Below are 12,560 nucleotides of genomic sequence, written 5' to 3' on the forward strand. Positions count from 1 at the left end.
TAACCCCACTGTATAGTACTAAGACTCATCACCGAGCTGATCGAGTTGGTCTTTTAAATTTGGCGGCACGCCCTTGATTGTCAAGGTGTCGTTGACTGGATCATAAATCACTCGCTCGCCTAGATGCTTGCGCTCAAACCCCACGCTCACGCCGCCACCCATGCCCGAGAGTTTAACCATGCCGGTTACGGTCTTTTTATCCACCGGGAAAGATTCAGCCAAATCATAGCTTTGCTGCTCGTAAAAGCTGTTAAAGCTTTGCTCATCATCTTTGCTGATAGCGCGTCCTATGTCTTCAATGTTGGCATCTTCACCACTACTGATTCTGTCGCTACAGTAGTCAAACACCTCGCGGCGGCGCTCATCCTTTTCTTCTTTATCTAGCTCTTGCTCGCTTAAGTAATCTTCTACGGCGCTAAGCATAGAGCGACTTTGCTGCTTCGGATCAATGCCCTCTTCGCACCCTAAAAAGTCTAAAAAGAAGTCGGCCACTTTGCGCCCAGCGCGACCTTTAATAAAGGAGATATAGCGATTATCCTCGGGCTGTGTATCCCACGCGGCAAGGTCAATACGCGCTGCCAATTGCATGCGGGTAATATCTAAATGGCGAGACGCCGCCAAATCAAGCTCGGAGGTAATAGTATAATGCTCTTTAATATTAATAAGCGCGATTAAAATATAGTCACTGGCGACATATTGATAATGGCAAAAAACTAAATAACCACTTTCATTGAAAGCGTATTTATCGAGCTCTTCTTTTAGCACACTCGCCGCTTGCTCGGTAACCTGCCAAAATCCCAACTCGTTATTTCGATAACTTTGCATACTGCTGGCAACCACACTGCTTTTCTCAGGGCTGAAGGCGCAAAAGCCTTTTCCAGGTTTGCCGTTATAAGCATGGTGGAGCTGTTCAATAAACACGTTTACACGATCATTAATTGGCATTTCGTCGTTGCGCAAATGAATTTGGGTACTGTCGTCTTCTTTGTCGACGTAGTGCACAACCAGCTTTTTAACCTCAGTGCTCATCTTTGTTTTTCACTCCTGCGGTGTTAAAATACAAGAATATATAATCAGTATGAAATCCACCGATGCCAGCGTTATCTAAATATACTAATGAAGAAGTAGAACAACTTGTCGACCAGCTAGTTGCTGTCCTTGCCGAAAAGAAGGCGCCGGTAGATTTAAGCCTGATGTGTTTGGGCAATACTATCACGCATATTATTAAAGAGCATGTGCCCGAAGCAAAAAGGGCCTCAGTTGCACAAAACTTTGCCAACGCCCTTGCCGACTCGGTAAAGTAAGGAAATGAACTTATCTGCGCAAAATCAATTCGCCTCAAAAGCGAGTCAGCTTCTTGCTTGGGGCCATTGGTTTACCTTGGCGAATATTGGTCTTGCGCTGGTTATTAGCCTTGCCTACCTCTTTGCTGATGCCGCCCCAACAACAGCTATTGGCAGTGTTTATATGGTGGTTACGTGGCTCAGCCACACCGCCTTTATTACCTTTTTAGCCTTTGTGCTGACTATTTTCCCACTGTCACTTATCTTCCCCTATCCCAGACATATTCGCGGTATGGCCTCGGTACTTGCCACGGCAGGTATGACGCTACTGGCGGTCGATGCGTTTGTGTATTACAACCTCGGATATCATCTAAATTACAGTGCACTGGGGGAGATCTTATCGTTATTTTGGCGCAACGTAACCAACACGCCCGCGTTGTCAACCTTGCTGGTGAGCGCCCTAATTTTGATGATACTCGCCTATCAGTTGCTGATAAGTAATTATGCTTGGCATCACCTAGCGCAGTTAAAACGACTTCGTTTTGGCCGATATATCTCCGCTTCGTTGGTGCTGTGTTTTGCGCTAAGCCACAGTATTCATATTTGGGCGGACGCTGCACTCGAGTTTGATATTACTAAACAAGACAATATGTTACCCCTGTCTTATCCGACAACAGCCAAGTCGCTACTGGCAAAAAACGACTTATTAGATCTTGAGCAATATGAGCAAGCACGCCAGGTCAATGTTAATGGTCCAACTGTTAGTTTTGTCATGCCCGCAACCTTACCGAGCTGTGAACTTGACGCCGATGCGCCGCAAGTCGATATTCGGGTGTTCTCGTCCACCCAGCAACTAGCCGAGTTTGTTGCTGCAAACCCTGCGCTACAACCTGCAGCAAAGCTATTACACCCGGTTGCCAAGCAAGATGCATTGTTCAATTTAGTGTATGGGCTGCCTAGCTACTACCGTCAGAGTCTCACTAAAGACAGTATTGACCCTCTGTGGCGTCGCACACCCATCACCTTCGATACCAATATCGATGCCTACCGTTTTATCCACAGCGATCCGTCGCCTCGAGTGCGGATCGATCAGGATAATACCGCACCACTAGATGGCCAGCGTAAGGTGTTTGCCTTTGCTTTGGAGGCTGAGCACCCTTCTCGTATCACCGCTATTTCACAGCTATGGAGCAATGACCCTCAGCTACAACAGAGTACGCTGATTGCCCAGCCACAAGATATTATCGCCACAGTGTTGAGCGAATATTGGGGCTGCGATGAGTTAGCTCGCGCCGCCCTTATCGCTAACAGCCTGACTCACACTGACGCCATGGCGAATATCAATTACTCGCAGGGCGTATTTATTGCCATGCGTAAAGACCGCATTACGCTGCTCAACAGCGACGGTAGTTATAAACACATTTCCGCCACCGAGGGCTTTGGCGTTGATCAACAGCTTGATATTCCCTTCCTTATTCAAGGCTTAAAGCAGCTGAAGAAATTCAACGCTCAGTAGGTACTGCTGAGCGTGACTGATTGAACCTTTTTCATACCTTAGTATTGGTTTAGTGACATTCATTTTTAGTTCATCTATATTAAAAAATGAATGAGGTCTGATCAGAGGTATCAAAGTGACAAAGAAAAGAGTTATTGCCACTGCCTTGGCAATGTGTGCGGCCGTCGCTACACAGGCTACGGCTAATACCGTTTACTATAAATGCGAGACAAAAAATGGCACGACGTTTAGCCAGCTTCCCTGTGATGAGCAGGCACAAGAGCATGAAGTACGTCACTCCAATGTCGAAATTAAGCCGCTTGATAACAACTTTTCAAAGCAACTTACCGAGCTACAGCTAGAACAGCGCCGAGATAATATCGAACTGCAGTTACGTTCAACTAAACACCGGCTGGTTATTTTAAAACGTGAACGTAGCGCTAAAACACTTGCCGAAGAACAGCGTTTAGAGCGCTTAATGTCTGATGATGAGCGCAAAGCCCTGAAAAAAGAAGTTAATGCTAACATCAAAGGGATTGAGCAGCGCTACAACGAACGCATTAAGCAAACGGAAAAGCGTTTGGCGCAATTAGAAAAGTCGTTAAAAAAATATCAATAAGGCTTGCACCATAGCTTGCCCTTGGCATAGTCTAGTTTAGAGCTTCTACTCTAAGAGGGATCCCAGTGCAAGCACAGGCCGTAGCGCAACGCATTCTTGATGGCTTTCACCATCACTATCAGTTGTTTCAATCAATAACAGCTCAAGCTCCTGCGGCTTTTGCTGAGCGCGATTGGAGCCAAATGCGCGCCATCGCCAGTAAGCGTATTAGTTACTACGACAAACGCGTGAATGAGACTGTAGCGCAGCTTCGCGATTGCGTCGGTGACCCGGCTGAGCAGGCCAGTTTATGGACCCAAACCAAAGAATGTTACCGCGCTTTCCTCACTTTTCACCCTCAAGCAGAGCTGGCCGAAACCTTTTATAACTCGGTATTTTGTCGCTTGTTCCATCGCAAGTATTACCATAATAACTTTATCTTTGTGCAAGCCACGCTTGCCGATGCTCCCGCGCTCCCAGTGGAAGCCGAATATCGTAGTTATTTTCCAGTCACCGAGGGGCTTAAGCCGACTATTCGCAAAATCATTACGCAATTTGAGTTTGGCTGTGCGTTTGCCAATCTCGATAGAGACATTCGTCTATTAGTGAAAGCCTTTATCAAACAAGCGCCCGAGACCCATGTGCAAAGTTATCAAATGCGCTTTGATATTTTACAAGCGCCCTTTTATCGCGGCCAGGCCGCCTATATTGTCGGTCGTGTGGTTTCGCAAACAGGCACGCAACCCTTTGTCATCGCCGTGCTTCATGATGGTAACAAGGGCCTGTATATTGATGCCTTGCTGACTCGGTCGTCGCAAATGCGGGTCATTTTTGGCTTTGCCCGTGCTTATTTTATGGTGCAAACTCATGCTCCTTCGGCGCTGGTACACTTTCTCAATCAGTTGATGCCCGGTAAAACCAAAGCCGAGCTCTACAATGCCATTGGCTTTCATAAGCAAGGTAAGACAGAATTCTACCGCGAGTTACTCGAGCATATGGGTCACGCTCATGAGCAGTTTGAATTGGCCGCCGGCACCCCCGGCATGGTGATGATGGTATTTACCCTGCCCTCGTTTCCCTATGTGTTTAAAGTGATCCGTGATCGCTTTGGCTCAAGCAAGCCCTTTGGCCGTAAAACAGTGCTCGAGCGCTACCAGTTGGTTAAGCGCCATGACCGTGTTGGCCGCATGGCGGACACCTTGGAATATTCAGATGTTGCTTTACCTTTGAGCTGCTTTAGCGCGCCACTGCTTGAGGTGTTTAAGGCGAGTATCGCCAACTCTATTCGTATTGAAGGCGATATGCTCATCATCAAGCATTTGTATATTGAGCGCCGTATGACGCCGTTGAACTTATACTTGCAGGAAGTGGATGGTACTAAAGCCGCACAAGCCATTGATGAATACGGCCAAGCACTCAAAGATATGATTGCCGCCAATATCTTTCCCGGTGATATGTTATTAAAAAACTTTGGCGTGACGAAACATCGCCGCGTGGTATTTTATGACTATGACGAAGTGCAGTACCTCACCGATATGCAGTTTCGCGAGCTTGGCCATGACGATGCCTGCGGCGAAGAAAGCACTTTGTCGGTCGCACCTAACGATGTGTTCCCCGAGCAGCTAAGCACCTTTGTATTACCCAACCCGGTGCACAAACAAGCACTACTGGCCACTCACCCTGAGCTTCTCGACCCCGCCTACTGGCGCCAAGCACAAGCTAAAATCACTCAAGGTGAGTATAAACAGGTTTATCCCTACCCACAGTGCCAACGCTTTATACATCATTGGTAGTGTGTTTTCTTAGCCACCTTTAAGCTACACTAGGCATAAATAATAAAAATGGCAGCAAGTAATGAATATAAATAAGATTGATTTAAACCTACTCGTCTATCTTGATACTTTGCTTCGCGAATGCAATGTCACAAAGGCCGCGAATCAGTTGAGTATTACTCAGCCGGCAATGAGTAATGGTTTAAAACGCTTACGAAATTTGCTTAATGATCCGCTGCTGGTGCGCACCAGTGAGGGCATGGTTCCCACTGAGCGCGCACTGGAGCTGCAACCCGTGATCCGTGGCGTGCTCATGACGTTAGAGGAAACGCTTGCACCGAATCGCGACTTTGAGCCGCAAAGCAGTAAGCGTGTGTTTCGCATGATGGCCAGTGACTACGCCGCCAGTACTTTGGCTCCACGATTACTGAGTAAGTTACATGAGGAAGCCCCGGATACCACTTTGGATATTCTTACGCCCAGTGATGTGACTTTTCATGATGTTGAAAATGGCAAGGTTGATATGGCGCTTAACCGTTTTGAAAAACTGCCTCAGTCGTTTCATCATAAACGTATCTGGAAGGACAGTTTCTCGTGTTTGGTCAAATCAGACAACCCGATTTTAAATAACTTTAACCTCGACAGTTATCTTCATGCCCGCCATATTTGGGTCAGCAAAACCGGTTTTGGTGTGGGCGTGGGCATGGACCCAGAGGATGTGCAAAAACTCGGGTGGGTGGACGAAGCCTTAGCACATTTTGGTAAGCATCGAAATATCGCCACCTTTACCCGTAATTACCACGTCGCTATTCATTTGGCCAAGGAGCAAAATCTCATTGCCACCTTGCCCTCCAAAGCCGCAAAAATTTACAAAGACGATCCCGGGCTTACCATTTTAGAGCCGCCTTTCCCCATTGCGCCTTTTGAGTTGGATATGATTTGGTCGCCGCTATTACACCGCGACGTTAGCCACGTATGGTTACGGCAAAAAATAGCTGAAGTCGCTGATGAACTAGCTTAATCGAAGAGACTACGATGCAATACCTTAAATCAGTCGTTGTAGCCACGCTGTGTATCATCTCTAGCGCCTGCGTTGTGATGCCCAGCGATACCCCTTATGTAGAGCGTAAGTGTGAACTCTCGTCAGACAAGAAGACTTTGCGCATTGTTAACGTAGCTGAAGAGACGAACACTTATTATTCCCTCTCTGGGATATTACTCACGCCGATACTTCTGCCCGCCACCGCCATTCTCTCTGGTGGCTATGTCGCCGTTAATAACGTATATCACCTCGGTGAGCAGCAAATAAAGTGTAAGTAGGGAATAGTAACGCAAGCATTTCTGTCGGTTGGGTCTTTAGCCTGACAATCGCAAGGCCAATGCCTTGCCTACAAACAACCCCCTTGTAGGTCGGGCTTTAGCCTGACAACCGCAAGGCAAACGCCTTGCCTACAACACACTCGTGTGGGTCTGGCTTTAGCCTGACAACCGCAAGGCAACAGCTTGTCTACAACACAATCCCCTGTTGGTCTGGCTTTAGCCTGACAATCACAAGGCCAACGCCTTGCCTACAAGCAAGTTTCTGTGGGTCTGGCTTTAGCCTGACAAATGCAAGGCCAACGCCTTGCCTACAACACACTCCTGTAGGTCGGGCTTGAGCCGGACAATCGCAAGGCCAACGCCTTGCCTACAACACACTCCAGTGGGTCGGGCTTTAGCCTGACAATCACAAGGCCAACGCCTTGTCTACAACACACTCCTGTAGGTCGGGCTTTAGCCTGACAAATGCAAGCCTATGCCTTGCCTACAAACAATCCCCTGTTGTGGGTCAGGCTTTAGCCTGACAACCGCAAGGCCATTGCCTTGCCTACAACACACCCCTGTGGGTCGGGCTTCAGCCTGACAACCGCAAGCCAATGCCTTGCCTACAAACAACCCCCTTGTAGGTCGGGCTTTAGCCTGACAACCGCAAGGCCATTGCCTTGCCTACAAACAAGTTTCTGTAGGTCGGGCTTGAACCTTACAACCGCAAGGCCATTGCGTTGCTCACAACACACTCCTGTAGGTCAGGCTTGAGCCTGACAACCGCAAGGCCAATGCCTTGCCTACAAATAACCCCCTTGTAGGTCGGGCTTTAGCCTGACAATAGCAAGGCCAATGCCTTGCCTACAACACACTCCTGTAGGTCGGGCTTGAGCCTGACTAAACTCTGTGTAAGGCTAAAAGCCTTACCTACAAAGTGGAGGTTGATGGATGGGAATAAGCTTGCGACCGGGCATTGAAACAAAAAAGCCCAGCATTATGCTGGGCTTTTTTTTACTAAATTAATGGCGGAGAGGGAGGGATTCGAACCCTCGATACGCTATTAACGTATACACGAGTTCCAGTCGTGCGCCTTCAGCCACTCAGCCACCTCTCCGCACTTTTCGCTGCCTTGGCAGCGCCGCATATACTATGCAATCACTGCCGGGGTTGCAAGGTGTTTTTAACAAAACCAAATCAACTGGTTAGTAAAACACCGTTAGCGTGTCATGGCGGCGGTGAAGTCTAGCATGCGATTAAGCGAGCGCAGTGCGCCTTGGCGCAGCTCCATATCCACAAACACCTCTTTGCCTTGCGGATCGATGAGCGCTTCCTCAATGGCTTTGAGGCCGTTCATGGCCATCCACGGGCAGTGAGCACAGCTTTTACACGTTGCGCCTTCACCTGCAGTCGGTGCTTCAAAAAACTCTTTCTCTGGGCACAGCTGCTGCATTTTATAGAAAATACCGCGATCGGTGGCAACAATAAACTTCTTGTTGTCCATGGTTTGTGCCGCTTTGATAAGCTGACTCGTGGAGCCTACGGCATCAGCAAGTTCAACTATCTCAGCAGGTGACTCAGGGTGCACCAAAACCGCTGCATCAGGGTGCAGCGCTTTCATATCTTTGAGCGCTTTAGTCTTAAACTCATCATGAACAATACATGCACCATTCCACATGATCATATCAGCGCCGGTCTGATTTTGAATGTAGCTACCGAGGTGCTTATCTGGGCCCCAAATGATCTTCTCGCCCTCGCTGTCTAGATGCTCAACGATTTCTAACGCACAAGATGAAGTGACGATCCAGTCAGCGCGCGCTTTCACAGCCGTTGAAGTATTCGCATACACGACTACTTTACGGTCAGGGTGCTGATCGCAAAAGCGGCTAAATTCATCGATTGGGCAACCCACATCTAATGAGCAAGTTGCCTCTAGGGTGGGCATGACCACGGTTTTTTCTGGAGTTAAGATCTTCGCTGTCTCACCCATAAAACGCACACCCGCTACGATGATCATATCAGCGTTCTCTTGACGCGCGCCGAAGCGAGCCATCTCCAACGAGTCTGCCACGCAGCCGCCGGTCTCCTCTGCTAGGGCCTGGATCTCTGGATCGGTATAATAATGCGCCACTAACACTGCATTTTTTTCTTGCAGTAATTGTTTAATGCGCGCCTTGTGCTGCTGTTTCTGCTCATCAGAAAGAGGAGCTGGCTTAGGAGGAAAAATATAATCCTCCGGCATGATATTCTCGCTGATACCCATACTGGTCAAACTACATCTACATTGCAAAAGTATTGCCGTAATTATACGAAACTATGACGCTAAAAAGAAGCAAAGGTCTGCGCTACGACTAGATTCTTGTGCGCTTAATTATAAGAAGTTGGGTAATAATGAGAAAAGGCGATGGTGGGTCATGATGGATTCGAACCATCGACCAATGGATTAAAAGTCCACTGCTCTACCAACTGAGCTAATGACCCATACCGAGTTTTAATGCCATTATTCATCCTGAAGCGGTGTTCCGGCTCGTCGTCCTGACTCGCTTTCACAGACCATCGAAATAATATTTCGATTTTGACTGTTCAACCAACTGAGCTAATGACTCATAACTGGTGTCTTTCAATATTTGAAAGTGCGCTACGTATGTAGCTGATGATGTAAAGTGGTGGGTCATGATGGATTCGAACCATCGACCAATGGATTAAAAGTCCACTGCTCTACCAACTGAGCTAATGACCCATCATTGCGACTAAATCGCTTGATAGTAGGCGTTATATAAAGTGGTGGGTCATGATGGATTCGAACCATCGACCAATGGATTAAAAGTCCACTGCTCTACCAACTGAGCTAATGACCCATCATTGCGACTAAATCGCTTGATAGTAGGCTTTATATAAAATGGTGGGTCATGATGGATTCGAACCATCGACCAATGGATTAAAAGTCCACTGCTCTACCAACTGAGCTAATGACCCAACACCTTGCTTGCTTCTTGAGCAGGCAATGCCTGGATAACGAAAAAATGGTGGGTCATGATGGATTCGAACCATCGACCAATGGATTAAAAGTCCACTGCTCTACCAACTGAGCTAATGACCCATTTCGTCGTTATTTGCGCAGCGTTATCCCCGAGGGGTTATCGTCTGCTGCGGGCGCTTATAATACTTATTTAAAAACCAAGTGCAATACAAATGCTCGGTTTTTTTTAGTTTTTCCGCTTAGTTGCCTAATTTTAGACCGCTTTAAACTGCCTGCGGTCTAAAAGCAAACACTTAGCAAAATCTGCTACAACTTACTAACACGCTCGGTCGCTAATTTAGCGGCTGTGGTGTTAGGGTACTCAGCAATCACTTTATTAAACAATTGCTTCGCTTTGGCGAGTTGACCTTGCTGTTGCTCTAAGGTACCCAACTTAAGCATCGCATCGGCACGCTTATTAGAATCAGTATATTGATTCACCACTGTTTCGAAGTGGCCCTTGGCGCCGCTCGTATCACCTTTAATCGTCAAAAGTTGACCTAACCAATAATGTGCGTTCGGCACATATACTGACTCTGGATAGGTTTGCAGAAATGCTTGAAACTCAGGAATAGCTGCGTCGTAGCGCTTATCCTGCATGATCAGCTTAACCGCTTTGTCATACGCTTCATTTTCCGACAGGTTGCTACTCATCGGCGCGGCACTGTTGGCAGCGCTATCACTGGTGGTCGCGGCACTGGACGTACTGTAACCATCATCATAGCTTGGCTGTTGCTGCTGCGAATAAGCGGCGCTAACACGGTTTTCTATTTCTTGATATAGCTCGCGTTGACGTTGCAGCACCTTTTCTAGCTTGTAGCTGTGCTCTTCGGTGACGCCACGCAACTGACTCAATTCATCTTGCAACAGATCCAGTTGCTGTTGTAGATCGGCTTGAAGCAAATTGCGAGTTTGCATCATTTGCTCTAAGCGGCTTAAACGTTTTTCGACACTTGATTCACTGGCAGAGGCCTCTGAAACAGGAGCGGGAGCAGCCCAAACTTGGGTGCTCCCGCTCATGAGTAAGGCTGCCAAAATAATTTTCGGCTTCATTGTTACTCTTTTAAATTTTAGTATACCAAGACTGCACGGCGGTTTTTGGCGAACGCTTCTTCGTTACGCGCTTTAACCATCGGCTTCTCTTCACCGTAGCTAACAACAGACATTTGGTTAGGGTTAACACCTAGGCTCTGTAGGTATTTTTCTACAGACTGACCACGGCTTTCACCTAGTGCAATGTTGTACTCTGGCGTACCACGCTCATCTGCATGACCTTCGATAAGTACTTTTACAGAAGGGTTCTGCGTTAGGAACTGAGCGTGAGCTTGTAGCAATTCAGCATACTTGCTCTGAATGGTTGCCTTGTCAAAATCGAAGTAAATGATTTGCTGTTGACGAAGCGCTTCATACTTTTCGCGCAGCTTCTCTTCTGCTGTTTTCTCGCGTTTTACTGTTTCCACTTCAACTGTATCAGTTGTTTGGGTTTCAACTTGATTTGTCTCGTTGGCTTGGCCTTCATCTTGGCTAGATGAAGAACTACATGCCGCTAGCGTCATAACTGGCACTGCAATAAGCAGACCTTTAACTATTTTTTTAAGTTGCATTGAGTAGATTCCTATTATCAAAAAGTGAAACCAGCACCTGATTTTCAATTTGTCTTAATATAGTAAGCAATTTACATAAAATTCAAGTTTATGCGTCCAAAGCTGACTATACCCTGAGCGAATTATAAAAACGGTGACCAAGCTGGCGCTTTTACTTGTCCATCAAGTACGGGTAAACGCGCTTTAAAACGACCATCCATTGAAACCAAAGCCAATACATTTTTGTTGTTATGCATCGTGCTGTAAATAATCATGGAGCCGTTGGGCGCCACGCTCGGCGACTCATCCAAACGTGTACGTGTAAGTACTTGGAAGTTGCCTGATTCAAGATCCTTCTTAGCAATGTGATAACGGCCCAGCGTCCGATTTACCATCACTAAGTGCTTGCCATCGGGCGTAACTGAGCCATTTAAATTCATATCACCGTCGAACGTCATGCGTTTCACTCGGCCTGAATCTAAATTTAACTTATAAATCTGGGCATTACCACCCCTTTCCGAGGTAAACAGGAGCTCTTTACCGTTTGGATGCCAAGTTGGCTCGGTATCGATACTACGGTGGCGAGTTAAACGACGCTCTTGCTTTGTTTGTAAGTCGTACAAATAAAGCTCAGTAGCACCGGTGCGGTCTTTTGATAGCACCATAGCTAATTTCGTGCCATCAGGTGAAAATTGCGGGGCACCGTTGATACCTGGGTGGCTGGTGACTAACTGTCGCTGGCCTGTGTAAATATCTTGGATGTAGATCTGACTTTGACGATTTTCAAAGGTGACATAAGCCAGTTTATTGCCATCAGGTGACCATGAGGGTGACATCAGTGGCTCTTTAGAGCGCAGTAGTACCTGCTCGTTATAGCCATCGTAATCCGCCACAACAAGCTGATAAGGCTTATCATCTTGGTCACGTACAATCACGTAGGCGATTTTAGTTAGAAATGCGCCGCGCTCGCCCGTTAACGCCTCGTATACGACATCGCTAATGCGGTGACCGTAACGGCGGAAGTTTTGCGCCGTGATGACTGTTTCCCGAGCGTCAAGTACATGGTCTTGGCTTTTGATTAACTTACCGTTGTTGAGAATGCGTGTCTCGCCACCGGTTATTTGCCCACGGAGCACGTCGATTAGCTCGTAACTGACCAGGTATCGGCCGCCATTTTGTTGCTGTACACGACCAACAACAATGGCTTCCACCCCTTCTTGAACCCAGGCACTGTAGTCCACATCAGCATCAGTACTTGGGCGCTGTGGCATGTTAATGCTGGCGATTGGCTTAAACTTACCACTGCGACGCAAGTCAGCGGCGACCACTTCACTGATGCGCATCGGCATTTCACCGGTGCCTTCGTAGGCAAACGGCACCACAGCGATAGGTCGGGCACTGTCGACCCCTTCAGTAATAACAATTTCCAACGCCGCATTAGCCCATAGACTGACGCTAGCTAGCATGGAAATAAACAGGTATCGGCACATCTTTACCATGGTGTTCCC

Annotated in this window: 11 protein-coding genes and 6 tRNA genes; 6 read left to right on the top strand and 11 right to left on the bottom strand. The window is 47.4% G+C overall.

Going from position 1 to position 12,560, the window contains the following annotated elements; translation table 11 throughout:
• Positions 1 to 18 precede the first annotated feature (18 nt).
• The gene (yejK, locus tag MHM95_RS02660) at positions 19 to 1,029 is read right to left on the bottom strand and encodes a nucleoid-associated protein YejK (protein ID WP_022945967.1); all 1,011 of its coding nucleotides are present in this window, start codon (positions 1,027 to 1,029) and stop codon (positions 19 to 21) included.
• 62 nt (positions 1,030 to 1,091) lie between these two features.
• Here yejK and MHM95_RS02665 point away from each other — a divergent pair, with 62 nt between their 5' ends.
• The 6 genes from MHM95_RS02665 (at position 1,092) to MHM95_RS02690 (ending at position 6,468) form a co-directional block, all read left to right on the top strand.
• The gene (locus MHM95_RS02665) at positions 1,092 to 1,304 is read left to right on the top strand and encodes a DUF1414 domain-containing protein (RefSeq protein ID WP_022945968.1); all 213 of its coding nucleotides are present in this window, start codon (positions 1,092 to 1,094) and stop codon (positions 1,302 to 1,304) included.
• 4 nt (positions 1,305 to 1,308) lie between these two features.
• Positions 1,309 to 2,799 carry a DUF3413 domain-containing protein gene (locus MHM95_RS02670; RefSeq protein WP_022945969.1) on the top strand — a complete coding sequence of 497 codons (1,491 nt, stop codon included), beginning with the start codon at positions 1,309 to 1,311 and terminating at the stop codon, positions 2,797 to 2,799.
• A 115-nt stretch (positions 2,800 to 2,914) separates the two neighbouring features.
• Positions 2,915 to 3,397 carry a DUF4124 domain-containing protein gene (locus tag MHM95_RS02675; RefSeq protein WP_239384145.1) on the top strand — a complete coding sequence of 161 codons (483 nt, stop codon included), beginning with the start codon at positions 2,915 to 2,917 and terminating at the stop codon, positions 3,395 to 3,397.
• A 65-nt stretch (positions 3,398 to 3,462) separates the two neighbouring features.
• Entirely contained in the window at positions 3,463 to 5,169 is a 1,707-nt protein-coding gene (gene aceK, locus MHM95_RS02680) for a bifunctional isocitrate dehydrogenase kinase/phosphatase (RefSeq protein WP_235418874.1), read from the top strand.
• Positions 5,170 to 5,230: 61 nt separating this feature from the next.
• Entirely contained in the window at positions 5,231 to 6,169 is a 939-nt protein-coding gene (locus tag MHM95_RS02685; protein WP_022945972.1) for a LysR family transcriptional regulator, read from the top strand.
• Positions 6,170 to 6,183: 14 nt separating this feature from the next.
• Positions 6,184 to 6,468 (top strand): hypothetical protein, encoded by a 285-nt coding sequence (locus MHM95_RS02690; RefSeq protein WP_235418873.1) that lies wholly within the window; start codon positions 6,184 to 6,186, stop codon positions 6,466 to 6,468.
• Between the two features lie 1,008 nt (positions 6,469 to 7,476).
• Here the strand turns inward: MHM95_RS02690 and MHM95_RS02695 are convergent.
• The 10 genes from MHM95_RS02695 to tolB form a co-directional block, all read right to left on the bottom strand.
• A tRNA-Ser gene (locus tag MHM95_RS02695) sits at positions 7,477 to 7,567 on the bottom strand.
• Between the two features lie 102 nt (positions 7,568 to 7,669).
• Positions 7,670 to 8,713, bottom strand: a complete 1,044-nt coding sequence (nadA, locus tag MHM95_RS02700; RefSeq protein WP_235419144.1) for a quinolinate synthase NadA — start codon at positions 8,711 to 8,713, stop codon at positions 7,670 to 7,672.
• A gap of 142 nt (positions 8,714 to 8,855) precedes the next feature.
• Positions 8,856 to 8,931: transfer RNA gene (locus MHM95_RS02705), tRNA-Lys, on the bottom strand.
• A 183-nt stretch (positions 8,932 to 9,114) separates the two neighbouring features.
• Positions 9,115 to 9,190: transfer RNA gene (locus MHM95_RS02710), tRNA-Lys, on the bottom strand.
• Between the two features lie 42 nt (positions 9,191 to 9,232).
• Positions 9,233 to 9,308 (bottom strand) — tRNA-Lys (locus MHM95_RS02715).
• A gap of 42 nt (positions 9,309 to 9,350) precedes the next feature.
• Positions 9,351 to 9,426, bottom strand: a tRNA-Lys gene (locus tag MHM95_RS02720).
• A gap of 48 nt (positions 9,427 to 9,474) precedes the next feature.
• Positions 9,475 to 9,550, bottom strand: a tRNA-Lys gene (locus MHM95_RS02725).
• 186 nt (positions 9,551 to 9,736) lie between these two features.
• Positions 9,737 to 10,522: a tol-pal system protein YbgF gene (gene ybgF / locus MHM95_RS02730; protein ID WP_239384146.1), complete on the bottom strand. Its 786-nt coding sequence runs from the start codon at positions 10,520 to 10,522 to the stop codon at positions 9,737 to 9,739.
• A gap of 17 nt (positions 10,523 to 10,539) precedes the next feature.
• Positions 10,540 to 11,073 carry a peptidoglycan-associated lipoprotein Pal gene (pal, locus tag MHM95_RS02735; RefSeq protein ID WP_022945134.1) on the bottom strand — a complete coding sequence of 178 codons (534 nt, stop codon included), beginning with the start codon at positions 11,071 to 11,073 and terminating at the stop codon, positions 10,540 to 10,542.
• Between the two features lie 122 nt (positions 11,074 to 11,195).
• On the bottom strand, positions 11,196 to 12,551 hold the full coding sequence (tolB, locus tag MHM95_RS02740; RefSeq protein WP_045978438.1) for a Tol-Pal system beta propeller repeat protein TolB: 1,356 nt from the start codon (positions 12,549 to 12,551) through the stop codon (positions 11,196 to 11,198).
• Positions 12,552 to 12,560 lie beyond the last annotated feature (9 nt).

It is taken from the genome of Pseudoalteromonas sp. CnMc7-15 (genome assembly GCF_022347925.1).
Classification (GTDB): domain Bacteria; phylum Pseudomonadota; class Gammaproteobacteria; order Enterobacterales; family Alteromonadaceae; genus Pseudoalteromonas; species Pseudoalteromonas ruthenica.